At 65.1% G+C, this 17,837-nt stretch carries 14 protein-coding genes; 6 read left to right on the forward strand and 8 right to left on the reverse strand.

The genetic code is table 11. The features are described 5' to 3' along the window. Positions 1 to 180: 180 nt before the first annotated feature. Complete coding sequence (gene cmk, locus GGR73_RS06140) at positions 181 to 864, reverse strand: (d)CMP kinase (protein WP_024939216.1); 684 nt, start codon at positions 862 to 864, stop codon at positions 181 to 183. 172 nt (positions 865 to 1,036) lie between these two features. On the opposite strand from cmk, the gene ykgO reads away from it, so the two are divergent. The 6 genes from ykgO to GGR73_RS06170 all read left to right on the forward strand — a co-directional run bounded on the left by ykgO (position 1,037) and on the right by GGR73_RS06170 (position 5,780). Further along, positions 1,037 to 1,162: a type B 50S ribosomal protein L36 gene (gene ykgO, locus GGR73_RS06145; protein WP_005913193.1), complete on the forward strand. Its 126-nt coding sequence runs from the start codon at positions 1,037 to 1,039 to the stop codon at positions 1,160 to 1,162. 240 nt (positions 1,163 to 1,402) lie between these two features. Beyond that, entirely contained in the window at positions 1,403 to 1,732 is a 330-nt protein-coding gene (locus tag GGR73_RS06150) for a hypothetical protein (protein ID WP_039515118.1), read from the forward strand. 291 nt (positions 1,733 to 2,023) lie between these two features. Beyond that, on the forward strand, positions 2,024 to 3,058 hold the full coding sequence (locus tag GGR73_RS06155; RefSeq protein WP_102251924.1) for an agmatine deiminase family protein: 1,035 nt from the start codon (positions 2,024 to 2,026) through the stop codon (positions 3,056 to 3,058). An 80-nt stretch (positions 3,059 to 3,138) separates the two neighbouring features. After that, the gene (locus tag GGR73_RS06160) at positions 3,139 to 4,023 is read left to right on the forward strand and encodes a carbon-nitrogen hydrolase (RefSeq protein WP_016904714.1); all 885 of its coding nucleotides are present in this window, start codon (positions 3,139 to 3,141) and stop codon (positions 4,021 to 4,023) included. Between the two features lie 4 nt (positions 4,024 to 4,027). Next, on the forward strand, positions 4,028 to 4,555 hold the full coding sequence (locus tag GGR73_RS06165) for a GNAT family N-acetyltransferase (protein ID WP_104595230.1): 528 nt from the start codon (positions 4,028 to 4,030) through the stop codon (positions 4,553 to 4,555). Beyond that, positions 4,548 to 5,780, forward strand: coding sequence for a TraB/GumN family protein (locus GGR73_RS06170; RefSeq protein ID WP_049818118.1), 1,233 nt, complete (start codon positions 4,548 to 4,550; stop codon positions 5,778 to 5,780). Before GGR73_RS06165 ends, GGR73_RS06170 begins: the two co-directional genes overlap by 8 nt. 118 nt (positions 5,781 to 5,898) lie before the next feature. Here GGR73_RS06170 and GGR73_RS06175 read toward each other — a convergent pair whose 3' ends face one another. The 7 genes from GGR73_RS06175 to GGR73_RS06205 all read right to left on the reverse strand — a co-directional run bounded on the left by GGR73_RS06175 (position 5,899) and on the right by GGR73_RS06205 (position 17,788). Beyond that, on the reverse strand, positions 5,899 to 6,795 hold the full coding sequence (locus GGR73_RS06175) for an endonuclease/exonuclease/phosphatase family protein (protein ID WP_184456048.1): 897 nt from the start codon (positions 6,793 to 6,795) through the stop codon (positions 5,899 to 5,901). Positions 6,796 to 6,854: 59 nt separating this feature from the next. Beyond that, the gene (locus GGR73_RS06180; protein WP_024940600.1) at positions 6,855 to 9,992 is read right to left on the reverse strand and encodes a discoidin domain-containing protein; all 3,138 of its coding nucleotides are present in this window, start codon (positions 9,990 to 9,992) and stop codon (positions 6,855 to 6,857) included. Positions 9,993 to 10,018: 26 nt separating this feature from the next. Next, positions 10,019 to 10,855 carry a carbohydrate ABC transporter permease gene (locus tag GGR73_RS06185; protein WP_016904891.1) on the reverse strand — a complete coding sequence of 279 codons (837 nt, stop codon included), beginning with the start codon at positions 10,853 to 10,855 and terminating at the stop codon, positions 10,019 to 10,021. Beyond that, the gene (locus GGR73_RS06190; RefSeq protein WP_024940601.1) at positions 10,852 to 11,736 is read right to left on the reverse strand and encodes a carbohydrate ABC transporter permease; all 885 of its coding nucleotides are present in this window, start codon (positions 11,734 to 11,736) and stop codon (positions 10,852 to 10,854) included. Before GGR73_RS06190 ends, GGR73_RS06185 begins: the two co-directional genes overlap by 4 nt. Next, a complete protein-coding gene (locus GGR73_RS06195; protein ID WP_184456050.1) occupies positions 11,733 to 13,085 on the reverse strand; it encodes a sugar ABC transporter substrate-binding protein in 1,353 nt (450 codons plus the stop codon). The genes GGR73_RS06190 and GGR73_RS06195 overlap by 4 nt, the downstream gene beginning before the upstream one ends. A gap of 3 nt (positions 13,086 to 13,088) precedes the next feature. Next, positions 13,089 to 14,708, reverse strand: a complete 1,620-nt coding sequence (locus GGR73_RS06200; protein ID WP_039527041.1) for a glucoamylase family protein — start codon at positions 14,706 to 14,708, stop codon at positions 13,089 to 13,091. Between the two features lie 101 nt (positions 14,709 to 14,809). Further along, a complete protein-coding gene (locus tag GGR73_RS06205; RefSeq protein WP_184456052.1) occupies positions 14,810 to 17,788 on the reverse strand; it encodes a TonB-dependent receptor in 2,979 nt (992 codons plus the stop codon). Between the last annotated feature and the right edge of the window lie 49 nt (positions 17,789 to 17,837).

Consider the following 17,837-nt stretch of genomic DNA (forward strand, 5'->3'; position numbering starts at 1 on the left):
AATTTTACTCAGTTGAACACACGGGCGTTGATCGTCGAATGCGACAGATGCCAAGCGCCCAGCCTGTTGGTCGACTCCGGACAGCGAGTCGGTTAAGTAGTAGTAGAACCGCCACACGGGATGTGCGACGGAGCCTTGGAACGCCTTACGGTCGGCGGGACATGCCCGCTTGCGGAACGCTTACGACGACGTGCGAACGGTCAACAACCCGACCACACGTTGGACGACATCCTCGATCCCCATTCCGCTGGTATCGATCAGCACGGCGTCTTCGGCCGGCCGCAATGGCGCCACCACCCGCTGCGCATCACGGGCATCTCGAGCCATGATCTCGCGCAGCAGGTCGTCAAAGATAACCGAAACACCCTTTTCCATCAACTGTTTATGGCGACGGCCCGCACGTTCTTCGGCACTGGCGGTCAGAAACACCTTGAAGGCGGCATCGGGGAAGATCACCGTGCCCATGTCGCGCCCGTCCGCGACCAGGCCGGGGGCCTGCCTGAATGCGCGTTGGCGTTCCTTCAACGCGCTGCGCACCTCGGGAATGGCCGCAATCGCCGAGGCAAGTGCGCCGGTGGTCTCCAGGCGCAGTTCGCCGGTGGCGTCCACGCCATTGACCAGCACCCGCAGCCCTGCCTCGCCGGCATCGTCGAACTCCACCCTGGTGTCGAAGGTGCAGCGCACCAGCGCGGCCGGATCGGAGACATCCAGATCGGCCCAGCTCGCTGCCACGCCCACCGCGCGATACAGTGCGCCCGAATCGAGGTAATGCCAGCCCAGCCGGGCGGCCACGATCCGGCTCACGGTGCCCTTGCCGGCGCCGGAGGGACCATCGATGGTAAGGACGGGCGAAAGGTCGGTCATTCAGGTTTCCGGAAGGTCATCAGGCGGTAGTGTAGCGCCGCTCGCGGGGATTGCGATGCAACCACTTGAAAGCACGACGAAAAGCCGGTTAGAATTGCCGGCTTAATTCCGGGTGCACCCTCGATTGCGGGCACTCTTCCATCGAATCCAACCGTTTACGCCGAGGTGTGCCATGAAAGTCCTGTCCTCCCTGAAGTCTGCGAAGACCCGTCACCGCGACTGCAAGGTGGTCCGCCGCCGCGGCAAGGTCTTCGTGATCTGCAAGTCGAACCCGCGTTTCAAGGCGCGTCAGCGCTAAGCTTTCGCCGCGCGTGCAAGACCCGAGAAAGCCGCCTCCGGGCGGCTTTTTCTTGGCCGATCCTTCACGCCGACGATTGCCTGATGCAGGCTGGACTACACGGATGCCCGGCCGGCTCCGCGTGACGGGTGCGCTGGCAGGCAATACGCCGCGGCGTTGTGTACCACCGATCTGCAAGCACGCTGGCCCTGGTTTTGCTGTAATCACCATCCGAATCTTGTCCACTGGGGAGTAGATGACATGCGCAACCGTTTGTTTGTCCTGCCGCTGATCGCGCTGATGGGGATCAGTGCCGCTGCGTCGGCCGATACGCTGCTGATCGACCGCGCACAGCAAAAGCCTGCCGCTGCCCTGCCCTTGCGCGGCGACAGCATGAGCCAGGTCGAAGGCCGTTATGGCGCGCCGCAGGAAAAGCTGGCGCCGCGCGGCGGCCAGAAGCGCCAGTGGCCGACCATCCACCGCTGGGTATATCCGGCCTTCACCGTGTACTTCGAAAAGAGCCGGGTGATCGACGTGGTAGCCAACCAGGCCGATGCCAACGAGATCGGGCCCAAACCGCCGATCAAGTGATCGCGGGTTGTTCGGGTTCCATCGGAGGGTGACTGCAACAGTGGTTTGATCCAATGGTGTGCGGGAAGCGATCACTGCGAGTCGGTAAGGCGAGTCCTTCGCAAGGGGCGGTTCGACGCGAATTCCTCGCAAGAGCCGATTCAACGCGAGTCCCTCGCAAGAGCCGACTTAAGGCAAGTCCCTCGCAAGAGCCGACTTGAGGCGAGTCCCTCGCAAGAGCCCGCACATCCATGTGCGGGGATTGAATTAACGGCCCGGCGTTGCCTGGCATTGATTAGGTAGTTGCAAGTTATGACCGATAGCGTTCGCTTTCCTGCCGAGTGGGAATCTCAGTCCGCCGTGTTGATTGCGTGGCCGCATGCGGGCACCGATTGGGCCGAGCGTCTTGCCGAGGTGGAAGAGACCTATATCGCGCTGGTCACGGCGATTTCCCGCTTCGAGCCGGTGATCGTGTGCGTGGCCGATGACGACCTGCAGATCTACGCGGAAGCGCGGCTGCGCTCGGCACGGGTGGACATGGCGCAGGTGCGCTTCGTGGTTGCGGCCTACAACGACACCTGGCTGCGCGATTCGGGCCCGATCACACTGCGCCAGGACGGCGGTTTCCGCCTGATGGATTTCCGCTTCACCGGCTGGGGCGGCAAGTTCGAGGCCAGCCTGGACGATCAGCTGGTCACCTCGCTGGATGCGGCGCAGGTATTCGTGCCCTCGCAGGTGCAGACGGTGGACTTTGCGCTGGAAGGCGGCGCGATCGAGACCGATGGTGCGGGCACCTTGCTGACCACCTGGAAGTGCCTGCACGAGCGGCATCCGCAGCGCACACGCGATTCGCTGAGTGCCGATCTTGCCGCGTGGCTGGCGCAGGACCGCGTGCTGTGGCTGGATCACGGCTATCTGGAAGGCGACGACACCGATGCGCATATCGATACGCTGGCGCGCTTCGCCGGCCCGGATGCGATCGTCTACCAGGGCTGCGATGTGGCCAGCGATTCGCATTACACCGAACTGCAGGCGATGGGCGCCGAACTGGCTGCGTTGCGCAAGGCCGATGGGCAGCCGTATCGGCTGTTCGTGTTGCCGTGGGCCGAGCCGATCCTGGACCAGGGCCGGCGTCTGGCCGCCTCGTACGCCAACTTCCTGATCGTCAACGGTGCGGTGCTGATGCCGGCTTACGGCGACAAGGCCGATGCGCGCGCGCAGGCAGTGCTGGCCGAGGCGTTTCCGCAGCACGTCATCGTGCCGGTGCCGTGCCGCCCATTGATCTGGCAGAACGGCAGCCTGCATTGTCTGACCATGCAGCTGCCCGCCGGTCTGCTGGCTGCCTGAGTCACTCCTGTTCCGGCCGGCAGGCCGGTGTTACACCATCGCGCGCTACCTTAGTGCGCCACTTCGCTGGACGAATCGCCATGACCCGTCATCTCCTTCCCGTCGCGCTGATCCAGGAGCGCAACCACGGCGACGCCGCGGCCAATCTGGCCATCATCGAATCGCGCGTGGCCGAAGCCGCCGCACAGGGCGCCAAGCTGGTGCTGCTGCAGGAACTGCACAACGGTGCGTATTTCTGCCAGCACGAGTCGGTGGACGAATTTGACCTGGCCGAGCCGATCCCCGGCCCCAGCACCGAGCGGCTGGGCGCGCTGGCCAAGCAGCACGGCGTGGTGCTGGTGGCCTCGTTGTTCGAGCGCCGCGCGGCCGGGCTGTATCACAACACCGCGGTCGTGTTCGAAAAGGACGGCCGCCTGCTCGGCAAGTACCGCAAGATGCATATCCCGGACGATCCGGGCTTCTATGAAAAGTTCTATTTCACGCCGGGCGATCTGGGCTTTGCGCCGATCGATACCTCGGTCGGCCGGCTCGGTGTGCTGGTGTGCTGGGACCAGTGGTACCCCGAAGCGGCGCGCCTGATGGCGCTGGCCGGTGCGGAACTGCTGCTCTACCCCACCGCGATCGGCTGGGATCCGGATGACCAGCAACCCGAGCAGGAGCGCCAACGCGATGCCTGGGTGCTCAGCCATCGCGGCCATGCGGTCGCCAACGGGGTGCCGGTGCTGTCGTGCAACCGCGTCGGCCATGAGCCCTCGCCGTTGGGCGCGTCGGGCATCCAGTTCTGGGGCAACAGCCATGTGCTGGGGCCGCAGGGCGAGTTCATCGCCGAAGCAGGACAGGACCCGACCGTGCTGGTCTGCGACGTCGACCTGCAGCGCAGCGAACACGTGCGCCGCATCTGGCCGTTCCTGCGCGATCGCCGTATCGATGCGTATGGCGACCTGCTCAAGCGCTACATCGACTGACCGCATGCCTGTCGAGTTGCGCGAAGTCTGCGACGCGGACATCCCGGCCATCACCGCGATCTATGCGGAGCAGATTGCCGGGGTCAACAGCTACGAATACAGCGCACCATCGCGCGATGAGATGGCTGCACGGGTGCGCGCGAGCGTGGATGCCGGCTACCCCTATCTTGTTGCCGAGCGCGATGGCGTGGTGGTGGGCTATGCCTACGTCGGCGCCTATCGCGCACGCGCCGGCTACCGCTGGACCGTTGAGAATTCGATCTATCTCGCCAGCGCCGCGCAGGGCCACGGCATCGGCAAGGCCTTGCTCGGCGAGCTGATCGCACGCTGCCAACAGCGCGGCTATCGACAGATGATTGCGGTGATCGGCGATGCCGACAACCTGGCATCGCGACGGCTGCATGAACGTTTTGGTTTTCGCACGGTCGGAGTGTTCACCGGTATCGGCCGCAAGCATGGTCGCTGGCTGGACGGCGTGCAGATGCAACGCGCGCTCGGCTCCGGTGACACCGCCCCTCCTTCTGATGAATGACCCCATGACTGAGCAAACCACCCACGTTCTGGACGATGCGCTGTCCGGCCAGCCGCATCGCATTGTCGAACGCGATGGCGTGCGCTATACCCTGCTCGGCACCGCGCATGTCTCGCTGGCCAGCGTGGCTGCGGTGCAGCGGGCGATCGGCAGCGGCCGCTACGATGCGGTGGCGGTGGAACTGGACGCGCAGCGCCTGCAGGCGCTCAGCGACCCGGATGCCCTCGCCCGCCTGGACCTGGTGCAGGTGATTCGCAAGGGCCGGGTGGCCTTGTTTGCGGCCAACCTCGCCCTGGCCGCCTACCAGCGCCGCCTGGCCAAGCAGCTCGGTATCGAGCCGGGCGCGGAATTGAAGGAAGCGGTGAATCTGGCGCGCGCGCAAGGCCTGCCGGTGCACCTGATCGATCGCGAGGTCGGCCTGACCTTCAAGCGCGCGTCCGGGCGGCTGGGATTCTTCGGCAAGATGAAACTGGCCGGCGGCCTGCTCGGCGGTCTGTTCGCGGCTGACGAGGTGGGCGAAGAGGAAATCGAAAAGCTCAAGCAGGGCGACATGCTGGAGGCGAGCTTCGGCGACTTTGCCAGCGAAAGCCCGGAGCTGTACGAGACCGTGATTGCCGAGCGCGACCAGTACATGGCCACGCGCCTGCGCGAGGAAGCCACCACCGATCAGCGCGAGATCCTGGCGGTGGTCGGTGCAGGACATCTGGCCGGTCTTGCACGCCACCTGGAGCAGGACACCGCCGCACCCGGCCCGTTGCGCGAGTCGCTGGAATACGTGCAGCAGCGCAAGCGCATTCCGTGGATTACGCTGGGCATCCTGGCGGTCATCATCACCGGCATCGGCATCGGCTTCTGGCGCGGCGGCCTGAGCATGGGCGCGGACCTGTTGTTGCAGTGGGCGATGTATACCGGAGGACTGGCCGCGCTGGGCTGCCTGCTGGCGGGCAGCCACCCGTTGAGCATCCTCACCGCGGCGGTGGTGGCGCCGTTCAAGCCGTTCCGCCTGAGCGTGCCGACCGGTGCGTTCGCCGCCCTGGTCGAAGTGCATATGCGCAAGCCGGCCTATGGCGACTTCCTGTCGCTGCGCGACGATGCGCAGACCTTGCGCGGCTGGTACCGCAATCGCGTCTCGCGCGTGGTGCTGACCTTCCTGCTGACCAACGTCGGCAGCATGGCCGGCGTGTGGCTGGCCGGTGTGCAGATCTTCAATCGCCTGCATGGGTGAGCGTGGCGGCACTACAGTCTGTTGCTCGTAGGAGCGCACCCGGGCGCGATTGGGCGTTACCGGTAACGCCCCATCGCGCCCGGGTGCGCTCCTACGGCATTCGATCGCTTGCGCGCGGCTACGGCGCGGACTGCGCCTGTGGCGCGAGCTGCAGGCGCACCCAGACGCCGTAGTGATCCGAGGCCCAGCGCCCTTCGGCATACGGGGTGTCGAACAGGATGCGCGCTTCGCGCGCCAGCAGGCGGTTCTGCTGGAAGAACACGTGGTCGATCCGCGCCGGCGTGTCGAACACATGCAGGTTCAAGGTGCTGACGGTGGCATCGCTGTTGCGATGCACACTGCCGTAGCTGTCGCCGTAGCCCTTGCGTAGCGCTTCCAGATCCAGGGCATCGGCGGCGGTGTTGAAATCGCCGGCGATCACGACCGGTGCCTGCTCGCTGTTGGAGGCAATGAAGTCCAGCAGGTCGGCGACCTGACGCGTGCGTGTGGCGGTGCCACGCGCATCGGCACGTTCGTTGAGGTGGGTGACGTAGACATTGATCGGCTGGCCGTCGACATCGACTTGCAGATGCGCGGCAACGCGGTAGTCGTCCAGCGGCTGCAGCAGGCGCTGATGCCGGGCCAGCACCGTGCGCCGGCTCAGCAACGCGTTGCCGTAGCGCTTGGGCGCGCCGACCGGATCTGCCGAGGCGAAGGTGTAGTCGTAATCCAGCTTGCGCGCCAACCAGGCGGCCTGGTTCTCCACACCGCCGCGGCGCTCGATCACTTCCTGCAGCGCGATCACGTCCGGCGCCAGTTTCTTGAGCTCTCTGGCGATATAGGCGCGACGCGCCGGCCAGTCTTCGCGGTCGTGATGCAGGTTGAGCGTGACCAGGGTCATCTCGCGCTGCGCCGCGCCCGGCGACTGCACTGCCGGGGATGCGCGTGCTGCCTGATCGGTCTGCTCGAGTTGTGCGGGTTGCGCGGCCTGCGTGGCGTGTACAGCGACAAAGCACAGTAGCAGCGCCACCCACACGACCGGCCACCCGCCGCCGCGCCGCGCCGGCGCTGCCCGGGTCGGTCTAGCCGCGTCGTTCATTGCGAGGCGCGCTCGGCCCGCCGCACCGCGCTGGGCACATCGATCTGCACGTTGGCCGGCAGCTGTTGAATCCGCAATTCGCCGTTCTGCCATTCGGCAGATTCACCGTTGATGCTGGCCTTGCCCGGCGTGCCCTGGTACGGCCACGGCAGCACCACCCCGCCCGGCGGCAGGATCAGGCCGGGCTGCAGTTGCAGCACCAGCTGCTTGTCGGTGCGCTGCAAGGTGTAATTGAGGCGCCCGTACGGTGTGCGCAGCTCGGCAATGCCGATGCCCTTGCCCTCGAACCAACGCGTCGGCGTGCCGGCAGCGATGACCAGACTGGCGTCGGATTCGCGTCCGTAGGCGAACATGTCCAGCACCGAGCGCACGAAATCCGAGGCGACCCAGGCATGCGGCAGGTCGCCGACGAAGAACGGCGTGCGCGGCGTGCGCGAGACCACTTCCGCCCATTGGTTCCAGGGTTGCGGCGCACGGTCCTTGAAGAAGAACGCGGTGGCGTCCCAGGCGCGGTCGCGCCAGCCCAGACGCACGAACGCGGCCACGTTGCGCCATTCGTAGGGCGTGTAGTCCTTCCATGCGCGCTTGCCGTCGCGGCGATCGGAAAACTCCTTCCAGTAGCGCTCGAAGGTATTGGTCAACAGGTCCTGCGGCAGGCGTTGCTGCTCGCCGCCCGGGGCCAGCGCGATGGTGGTCGAGGTCGCATCGAAGTCGCCCAGCTCGGCCGAGCCAGGCAGGAAATCGAGACTGTGCTGGCGCACCGCCGCGCCCAGCGAGGCGACCAGGTCGCCACTGAATTCGTCGCGTGCGGCGCTGAAGCGGGCGACCTCGTCGGGCTTGTCGAGCGCGCCGGCCAGCATCGCCGCATCCTTGTAGCCGCGCAGCGCCCAGAAGTTGTCCCAGTACGAATGCACCGGCTTGGCCGAATAGCCTTCGTGGCTGATCGACACCGGCATCATTCCGTAGAAGGCCGGATTGCGCATGAAGTTGTCTTCGGTGCGCTCGCTGGCGCGCAGCTTTTCCATGTAGTCGTAGGCGCCGGTCACGTGCGGCCACATCTTTTCCAGGAACGCCTTGTCGCCGGTGTAGCGGTAGTACTCGGCGATGTTGAAGATCAGCTCGCCATGGCTGTCGTTCTCGGGCACCGGGTCGCTGCCGCGGTCGTCCACGCAGCACGGCACCATGCCGTCGGCGAACTGATACGGGGCGAACCAGTCGACGTACTCGCGCACCACGTCTTCGCGGCCGAGCCGCAGCAGGCCTTCGGAAATCATCGCGCCGTCGCGGATCCAGCTGCGCGAATACGAGCGCGTGCCCGGCTGCAGGCGCGGGCCGATGCGCGAGATCAACATATGCGCCAACGCGGTGCGCAAGGTGTCGACCACCGGCTTGCCTTCGGCCGGCACGCTGATGCGCACGCGATCGAGCTTGCTGCGCCACTGCTGGGCCACCTGCTGCTGCGCCTTGTCGGCATCGAAGCCGGCCGGCAGTTGCGCGGTGCCGGTCTGCGGAATCACCAGCGCCACCTCGCGCTGTTGGCCGGGCTCCAGCTTCCAGCGATACAGCAGCACGCCCGAAGCCAGGCCGGTGTCGTCCTTGACCTGGGTGATCGTCGGCGGCGTGGCGGCGGTGAGATGGCTGACATCCATGCCGCTGTCGAAGGCGCTGGCAAAGCCGGCATCCGGACGTTGTGCGGCGAATACCCGCGGCTTGCCGTTGACGCTGACCTGCGCGCCCTCCACCGCCAGTTGTTCGATCCGGCTGACGCCGCCCAGGGTGTTGAGGAACTGCGCCGGCGGGTTGACCTGGAACGGCCGCACCGCCAACGCCAGGGTGAAGTCGCGCGCCTCCTTGCCGGTGTTGTGCAGCTGATAGCGTGCGACCAGTTGCGCCTGATCCGGGGTGCCCTGCACGAATGCGGTCACGCGCAGGTTCATCAGGTCGTGGTGCCAGTCGACGCTGGGAATCGGCAGGTAATCGTCCTGCAGGCTCTGTTCGCTGCTGACGTCGGACCAGTGCAGCAGCTTGCCGCCGGTGACCACGAACGGCTCGATGCTGAAGCCGCCCTTGCCCACTTCCACCGCGCCGTCCTCGCCGATCAGGCCCTGCTCGGTGCCGCCGTCCAGACCCAGGATGGTCCAGTACGGCTGCTCGCCGGAGAAACCGCGCGGATAGCTGCCGCGCGGCATCTGCGCGGCCAGCGACTTGATGAAGTCGTTCGGGGTCGCCGCAAACGCCAGCGGCTGCAGCTGAACTTCCTTGATGCCATAGCGCCAGTTGGGGCCGTCCTTGAGATCGAAGCGCAGGTATCGCGCCTCGGTGTCCGGCAGCGCTAGCCAATCGGTGCCGCCGGCACCGGCCGTGACGGTGCGCAGGTCGCGCCAGCCGCGCCCGTCGCTGGACGCGCGCACCACGTATTGCGAGGCCTGCAGGCCGGGGACCCACTGCACCACCGCGCCGCCGAATTCGCGCACCTTGCCCAGGTCCAGCGTGACGGTCTGTTGCTTGACCGCGCCGCTGAGCCAGAAGGTCTCCGGCTTGCCGTCGGCCAGGCGTTGTTCCAGTGCGGGCGCGGTGTCGGTGATGGCCTCGGCCTTCAACGGCGAGGTGTCTTCCGGCGGCAGCGGCGTGAGCGTCAGACGGTCGAAGCACACCGTGCCCTTGCCGCCGACCTTGTTGTAGATGGTGAACTCCACATCCGCGCTGCTGCGCAGCTGCTTGTCCTGGCCCGGGCCCCAGGCCTTTTCGATGTTGCGCTTGCGATAGCCGACGGTGGTCCAGTTCTTCGGGAAGTTGAAGCCGGGCCGGTTGACCCACCACACGTTGTCGCCGCTGGCATCGATCAGCTTGACCTGCAGGTCGTTGGACGGCGAGTCGCCGCGCAGCGCAAAGCCGATGCGGTAATTGTCCGGATAGTCGATCGGCAGGTTGCGACGGATGCCGACATAGCCGGACACGCCGTTGAAGTTGTAGTCCAGGCACAGCGCATGCCCGCCGGCGCTGGTGGCGACCGGCCGCAGCGAGCCGCTGACCTGGTTGGACACCACCAGGCGCCAGGCGCCGATGTCGTTGAAGCCGTCGAGCACGCGTTCCTGCGCCTGCGCCGTGACCGCAGAGGTGGCAACAGCGGTCATGGCAAACAATCGCAGGAACATTGGCTTCACCCCTTCACACTCCCCAGCAGAAGACCTTGGATGTAGTAGCGCTGCAGCGCGACGAACAATAGCAGCACCGGAATCACCGTCACCACTGCGCCGGCCATCATCAGCTCCACGTCCATGATGTGCTCGCGCGACAGTGCGGCCAGCGCCACCGGCAAGGTGTACTGCTCCTGGTCGGTCAGCACGATCAGCGGCCACATGAAATCGTTCCACGAGCCCATGAAGGTGAAGATGGTCAGGGTGACCAGCACCGGCTTGAGCATCGGCAGCACGATCTGGAAGAAGATCCGCATTTCGCTGGCGCCGTCGATGCGCGCGGCCTCGATCAGTTCATCGGGAATGCTGCGCGCGTACTGGCGCACCAGGAAGATGCCGAACACCGTCGCCAGCGCCGGCACCACCACCCCGCCGATGTTGTTGACCAGATGCAGCTGCTTCATCAACAGGAACAGCGGCAGCATCGCCACCTGCGCCGGGATCACCAGCGCCGCCATCAGGATCTTGAAGATGCGCTCGCGGCCGACGAACTGCAGCTTGGCGAACGCATAGCCGGCCATGGTGTTGATCAGCAGCGAGCCGAGCGTGATCAGCCCGGACACCATCAGGCTGTTGGCGAAGTTGCGCGCCATGCCGGTACGCGCGAACAGCTCGTGGTAGTTGGCGGTGGTGAACGCCGAGGGCAGCATCGGCGGCGGGAAGCGGCTGGCCTCGCCGGTGGGCATGAACGACACCGACAGCATCCACAACAGCGGCGCCAGGCTGACCAGCGCCAGCAGCAGCAGGCCACCGTTGATCAGCACGCCATTCCAGCGCGATTGGCCGACATCACGACTCATATCAAATCCCTCTTGCGGCCGAAGCGCAGCATTACGGTGGTCACCGCCAGGATGATCAGGAACAGCAGGAACGCCACCGCCGACGCGCGGCCGAGGTTCCACCACTTGAAGCCTTCCTCGAACATGAAATACAGCACGCTCACGGTGCTTTGCAGTGGGTCGCCGCGGGTCATCACGTAGGGCTCGGCGAACAGCTGGAAATAGCCGGAGATGGTGATCACCCCGACCACCATCAGCACCGGGCCGAGCATCGGCAGGGTGATATGCAGGAACTGCTTCCAGCGCGAGGCGCCATCGATGCGCGCGGCCTCATACAGGTCCTGCGGGATTGCCTGCAGCCCGGCCAGGAAGATCACCATGTTGTAGCCGAAGTTCTTCCACACCGCGAACAGCATGATGGTCGGCATCGCCCAGCGCGGGTCGCCCAGCCAGTCGATCGGGGCGATGCCCAGATGGCTCAGACCGAAGTTCACCAGGCCGTACTTGATGTGGAACAGATAGCGCCAGATCACCGCCACCGCCACCAGCGTGGTCACCACCGGGGCGAACAAGGCGGTACGGAACAACGCCTTGAAGCGCGAGGCCTTGGCATTGAGCAGCAATGCCGCGCCCAGCGACACGCCGATCGACATCGGCACGCCCAGCAGCACGAAATACGTGGTGTTCCACAACGACTTCCAGAACAGCGGCGTCTGCAGCAGGTCGATGTAGTTGCCCAGGCCGACGAAGCGCAGATGGCCGCTGTCGGCCAGTGCGTACAGATCGAAGTCGGTGACGCTGAGCACCAGCGCGGCGAACACCGGCACGCCGAAGAACATGCCCAGCACCAGGATCGACGGCGCGGCGAACACCCAGCCGGCGACGGAATTACGCTTCATCATCGTGCCGCCCCCTCGCCCGCTGCAGGCGCTGCGGCAGGTGTCGCCGCAGGCGTTGCCGGTGCACCGGCCGGACCGACATGCCCGCCCTCCTGTTCGAAGATCCAGCGGCGCTTGGCCAGGATCTCGTCCACGCGTTTATCCAGTTCCTGCACGGCGGCCTCATGTGATTGGCCGCCACGCACCACGCGCTCGGTCACCAGGCGCATTTCCTGCACGATGCGCTCCCATTCCAGCACCTTGGGCGTGGCCTTGACCCGCTCCAGCTGGTCGCCGAAGGCATGCGCCAGTTCGTCGTTGGCCAGCGAGGGCAACTTCCAGGTGCTGCGACGCGGCGGCAGGTCGCCGATGATGGCGTGGAAGCGCGCCTGCACCTGCGGCTGCGACAGGTATTCGATCAGCTTCCAGCTGGCGTCCTTGTGCTGCGACGACTTGAAGATCACCAGGCTGGAACCGCCGGCAATGCCCGCGCCCAGGCCGTTGGGCCCCGGCAGCGGCGCAGTGCCCCACTTGCCTTCCATGCCCGGCGGCTGGCGCAGCTTGAACTCGCGCACGTTCCAGGGGCCGGACAGATAGAACGCGTAATAGCCGTTGAAGAACTCGTACCAGACGTTGGAGACCTGGGTCTCGGAGACCTTCGGCGCCCAGCCTTTCTGATACATGGTGTCGTAGAAGCCCAGCGCCTTGCGGAAGCCCTCGCCGCGAAAGTTGCCGTAGTTGTCGTGGTCGCGCAGCAGGCGGTCGTCCTGCTGCAGCGCGAACGACAGCTGCTGCTCGAACTCGTTGAGCGGCATCAGGATGGCGTAGCGGTCCGGGCCGACCTTGCGCTTGATCGCCGCCATCACCTGTTCCATCTCGGCCCAGGTCTTGGGCATCTCGCTATAGCCGGCCTCGCGCAGCAGGTCCTTGCGATAGAAAAGCAGCCGGGTGTCCACATACCACGGCACGCCATACAGGGTGCCGTCGACCAGATTGGTGTCCCACACGCCGGGGAAATAATCCTGCGGGTCGACGATCCTGGAACGCGCCACATACGGCTGCATCGGTTCCAGCGTGTCCAGCAGGGCGAACTCCGGCAGCCAGGTGTTGCCGAGCTGGCACACGTCCGGCAAGCCATCGGCGGCAAAGGCGGTCAGCAGTTTTTCGTGCGCCGCCGTCATCGGGATGTTCTGCACATCCACGTGGATGTCGGGGTTTTGCTTCTCGAAGTCGGTCACCAGCTCGGCGACCACTTCGGCCTCCTTGCCCATGGCCCAGAAGCGCACGGTGGTCTTGCCGGGGTCGGAGCGTTCGCATCCCGCCATACCCACACACAGTGCGGCGGAGATCATCAACAGTTTCAAAAGTCGCACGGATTACTCGGGTTTTTGGCGTTGCGAGGGGTCTTGCTGGGCCTGGGCGGCGGCGGCACGCGACTCGGCCATGCCCAGCGCGCGGGCGGCGGCTTTTTGCTCGTCCTTCTGCGGTGCCGGCTGCGGCTCGCCTTCGGGAGTGAGCCAGCCGCCGGTGAAGCCGGCGCGTTCCAGACCGGCCCGGATGTAGGGGTTCTTCTTCATCACGGTCCAGACGAATTCGTTCTGGTAGTTGGCGATCATCGCCAGGATCGGGCCCTGGTCGATGGCGATGTAGTCGCTGGCCACCCAGCCACGGTCCGGCACCATGCGCCCGGTCTTGAGCGGGATGTCGTAGTTGAAGCTGGGATTGAACGAGTCCAGAAAGCCGTAGCTGGAATACAGGAAGTCGCCATAGCGCTTGTGCATTTCCTCGGTGGCCGGGATCACCACTTCCGGGGCGAACACGATCGAGGAAATCGCCGCCGACGGCACGATGGTGCCGTCGTCGAAGTTCTCGCGCAGGCCGGCGCCGCGCGAGGAATAGTGGCGGAACTGGCGCTGCTCGCCACGGTATTCCTGGCTGGTGTTCTGCGGGCCGTCGCCGGCGGTCAAGCCCCAGACGTTCTCGCCGTAGTCCTTCCACTTCATCGGGTTGTCGATGGCATAGTCGCGCTGGGCCAGGGTGGCGCGGCGGCTGTTGAGGAAATAGTCGATGCCGCGTTCGCGCATGTACTGGTCCTGGATATCGCGGAAGTCGATCCAGACATGGCTGTACTGGTGACCGAACAGCGGGCCGAAGGACAGGTATTCCTGGCCCTGGTAGACGCCCCAGTCATTGTTGTAGGTGCGGGTCCAGCTGGTCCAGGCATCCACGTCCACGCCGTGGGTCGGCGAGCCGAGCGCGAGGATGTACAGCATCATCGCCTCGTTGTAGCCCATCCAGTCGTGGTCGATGAAGCCGCTCTCGGGGAACCAGCCCATCGAGATCAGCGGTGCGCGCTGCTGCAGCCAGCGCCAGTCCACGCGCTTGTACAGCGCATCGGCGATCTGCCGGATCTCCTTTTCGCGCGGGTCGTCGCCGTCGTAATACGACTGGGTGAACAACACGCCCATCATCAGCAGCGCGGTGTCCACGCTCGACAGCTCGACCCAGCTGTCGTAACGGTTGCCCTGCTGCATGTCCAGAAAGTGGTAGTAGAAGCCCTTGTACCCGGCCCTACCGGTCCGCTGCGGCCCCATTGGCGCATCGCGGAAGAATTTGAGTGTGGTCAAGGTGCGGTCGATCGCCTGATTGCGACTGACCCAGCCGTTCTCTATGCCGATCGGGTACGCGGTCAGCGCGAACCCCACCGAGGCGATGCTGGCGAACGGACGTGACGGAAACCGGTCCGGCGACAGCCCATTGAGTTCGTTGGTGGTGTCCCAGAAAAACTGGAAAGTGCGGCGCTCGATGTCCGAGAACAGCGGCGGCAGCGCGGGTTTGACCGGCTTGGGTGGCAGCTGCGCTTCCACCAGGATGACTTTCACCGGCGCCTTCTTTTCGGCCACTTTGGGTTCCTCGGCCTGCTTGCAGGACGCTAGCACCAGCGCACCCAGCAATAGTGGAATCGTCAACCAATACGAAGTCCTGCCCCTGTTCATCCGCCCCCCACTTGTGTAATCGATTACATCTCGCACGCCAACCTACCCTATCCAAGCGCCGAGTTCGACCGCCCCGGCAACTGCCGGGGCGGTCGAGTACCTCACCAGTTCAGGCCGAAGGCCAGACGGAAGGTACGCATCGGCGACGCCAGCACACCGGTCGGGGTGCCGTAAGCCGTGTTCAAGTCTCCGAGTGTCCCGGTCTCGCCGTTAAAGTTGGCGTAGTTCACCCAATTGAACACGTTGAGGATATCCGCACGCACGTTGAATTTGACACCTGCGCCGGTATCCCACTCTTTATTGGCGGCGATGCTGAACTCCTTGTAGCCCAACGTGCCGTCCGGCTTGAACTGCACGATGTAGCACTGGTCGTTGCCGGCCAGGCAGTTCTGCCCATAACGCGCGGTCTGGCTGGCCAGCGACAGCTTGCCGGACAGCTTGATCTCGTACGGCAGCTCGTAGATGCCGGTGACCACCAGGCGATTCTTCGGAATGCCGCCGGCCTCGCGCCAGCCGTAGTCCTCGATGCGTTCGCGATCCAGGGCGTAATGCTCGCCAAACTGGCGGTTCTCCTTGGCATCGGAATAGGTGTAGGCCACCGTCAGGCCCCAGCCGGACTCCTCGTCGAACGGCTTTTCGACCTGCAGGGCGAGCTGGTTGTTGCGGGTTTCCACGCCGTTGGTCCCCAGCACGATGGCGCTGTAGCCATCCGGGCCGTCGGTCGGCGAGCCGGACGTGGTGCCCGGCTGGAAGAACGACCCGTCCGGCAGACGGTTGCCGCGCACGAACGCGAAACCGTCATGGCTTTCGATGCGGCTCAGGGTCACGTCGGTGAACCAGTCCTGGCCCCACAGCGGCACCATGTTGCGCATGCCGATGCTGAATTGATCGGAGTACGGGGTCTTGATGTTGTTGTCGATCAGGTAGACCTCGCGACCGCCGCCGCCGGTGCTGCTGGCTGTCAGCGTGTTCAGGCCTTCCTGGGTGTTGTAGGCCGGATTCCATGCGGTGCACGGGTCGCCCAGGCAGGCCGGGTTATTGGCGCTGGTGAAGTAGTAACTGTAGGAGTTGAACGAGTTGTTGAGCTGCTCGAGCGCCAGGTAATCGAAGATGTTGCGGTCGTAGGCACGGCCGGCACCGCCATAGATCACATGCGCCTGATCGCCGAACAGGTCATAGGAGGCACCCAGGCGGGGCTGCCAGGCGTTCTTGAACGCCTTGCGGTTGTTGCCGGTGCTGATGAAGTTGTTGATGTCGTAGTTGGCGTTGCGCAGGTTGGTCCAGTTCTGCAGCGCACCGGCGACGTCGGACGGGGTCACGAAGTCCAGGAACGCCGGGGTTTCTTCGTAGTCGTAGCGCACGCCCAGGTTCAGGGTCCAGTGCTCGTTGACCTCCCAGTCGTCCTGCAAATAGATGCCGTACTGCTTGTTCTCGGACACCACCGAACCGCCACCTTCGACCAGCGGCGCACCGAAGCGCACCCGGTACGGCGTTTCGACATCGCTGAGGATGTTGTAGTAGTACTGCGGGTTGGCCGGATTGAACTGGGTGGAATCCAGATCGATGCTCTTGAACTTCACGCCCATCTTGACGGTGTGCGCGCCGTGCCATTCCAGGCTGTTCAGGGTCAAATCGTCCTGGAAGGTCCAGCCCTTCTGACCCTTGCGCTGGAAGCTGCTGCCGGCGCCTGCGGCAAGCACGTCGGTCTCGTTACCGCGGTTGGGCGTGTAGCTGAGGATGTAGCCGTTGCCGTTGTTGATCGGCGCCTGGTTCCAGAACGCGCTCTCGTAGCTGAGGTTGGCTTCGTTGAGGAAGTTGGCGCCGCTGTACTGCCAGCGCAGGTTGGCACGCTTTTCTTCCTGGCCGTTGATGCTGCCGTGCTCGAGGGTCGAGGTGCCGCCGACGTCGTTGAGCTCGTCTTCCTTGCGGTACTTGCCGCTCAGCTCGAACAGGCTGTTGTCGCCGATGGTCCAGTCGATCTTGGCGAAGTACAGGTCTTCCTTGAACGGCGTGCTGTAGGTGGCGACCAGCGGCTGCAACTGCGTGGGCAGCTGATCGACGCGGTCCGAATAGATCGAACCGGGGATCACCACGTTCGGGGTGGTGTATTCCTTGGCTTCATAGGCGACGAAGAAGTGCGCCTTGTCCTTGAGGATCGGGCCGCTGAAGGTGGCGCCGTACTGGGTTTCCTCGAAGTCGTCACGCACGCCGGCGCGCTTTTCCAGCGGGCTTTCTTCGCGCCAGCTGTCGTTGCTGGTATCCCAGAAGAAGCTGCCGTGGAAATCGTTGGTACCGGACTTGGACGAGGCCACGATGGCCGCGCCGCTGACCTGGTCGAACTCGGCCTTGTAGTTGGAGGTGATGACCTTGTATTCGCCGATCGCCGACTGCGGGAACGGGTTGCCGCGGCTGGAATCCTGGCCGCTGACGCCGCCGGTCAGCACGTAGTTCTTCTGGCTCACGCCGTCGATGTAGACGTTGGTGCCTTCGGCCGAGGTAGCGCCCGAGCGCACCTTGGTGGTGCCGTTGGCCTCGCGGGTGAACTGCACGTTCGGCACGGTATCGGCCAGTTCCAGGAAGTTGCGCGTGGCACGCGGCAGGTTCTGGATCTGCACGTTGGAGATATAGGTGGCGTTCTCGGAGGTACGGGTTTCCACCAGTACCGGCGGGGCCTTGACCTGCACCGCGTCCAGCGTGGTGGCGTTACCACCGTCAGCCGTGGCCGGTTCGCCGCCGACGCCCAGGTTCAGGGTCGCGGTCTGGCCGACCTGCACGGTGACGTTCTGCGAGGTGGTCTGGCCGTTGGCGGTGACGTCCAGGCGGTACGAACCCGGCGGCAGGCCGCCGAGCGAGTAGCCACCGTTGCTGACCTGCACGGTGCGGGTCAGGCCGGTGGCGAGATTGGTCGCGGTGACCTGGGCCTGGCTGGCAGGCGCCGAGTCGACGGTGACCTGGCCGCGGATGGTCGCCGCAGCACTCTGCGCAAAGGCCGGCGCGGCACCAAGCAGCAGGCAACTGGCCAGGGCGCAGCTGAGCAGCTTGCGCGCCGGACTGGCGGAATGGGGGTAGTGGTGGCGCATTGGTCCCTCCAGGGATCGGTACAGATTGTTGTTGTGGCGTTGCGAGTTG

This window comes from Xanthomonas sp. F14, assembly GCF_014199865.1.

Bases quoted from the DNA above. Each gene is read 5' to 3' on its own strand.
- cmk (WP_024939216.1), bottom strand. From the start codon at position 864: ATGACCGACCTTTCGCCCGTCCTTACCATCGATGGTCCCTCCGGCGCC.
- ykgO (WP_005913193.1), top strand. From the start codon at position 1,037: ATGAAAGTCCTGTCCTCCCTGAAGTCTGCGAAGACCCGTCACCGCGAC.
- GGR73_RS06150 (WP_039515118.1), top strand. From the start codon at position 1,403: ATGCGCAACCGTTTGTTTGTCCTGCCGCTGATCGCGCTGATGGGGATC.
- GGR73_RS06155 (WP_102251924.1), top strand. From the start codon at position 2,024: ATGACCGATAGCGTTCGCTTTCCTGCCGAGTGGGAATCTCAGTCCGCC.
- GGR73_RS06160 (WP_016904714.1), top strand. From the start codon at position 3,139: ATGACCCGTCATCTCCTTCCCGTCGCGCTGATCCAGGAGCGCAACCAC.
- GGR73_RS06165 (WP_104595230.1), top strand. From the start codon at position 4,028: ATGCCTGTCGAGTTGCGCGAAGTCTGCGACGCGGACATCCCGGCCATC.
- GGR73_RS06170 (WP_049818118.1), top strand. From the start codon at position 4,548: ATGAATGACCCCATGACTGAGCAAACCACCCACGTTCTGGACGATGCG.
- GGR73_RS06180 (WP_024940600.1), bottom strand. From the start codon at position 9,992: ATGACCGCTGTTGCCACCTCTGCGGTCACGGCGCAGGCGCAGGAACGC.
- GGR73_RS06185 (WP_016904891.1), bottom strand. From the start codon at position 10,855: ATGAGTCGTGATGTCGGCCAATCGCGCTGGAATGGCGTGCTGATCAAC.
- GGR73_RS06190 (WP_024940601.1), bottom strand. From the start codon at position 11,736: ATGATGAAGCGTAATTCCGTCGCCGGCTGGGTGTTCGCCGCGCCGTCG.
- GGR73_RS06200 (WP_039527041.1), bottom strand. From the start codon at position 14,708: ATGAACAGGGGCAGGACTTCGTATTGGTTGACGATTCCACTATTGCTG.
- GGR73_RS06205 (WP_184456052.1), bottom strand. From the start codon at position 17,788: ATGCGCCACCACTACCCCCATTCCGCCAGTCCGGCGCGCAAGCTGCTC.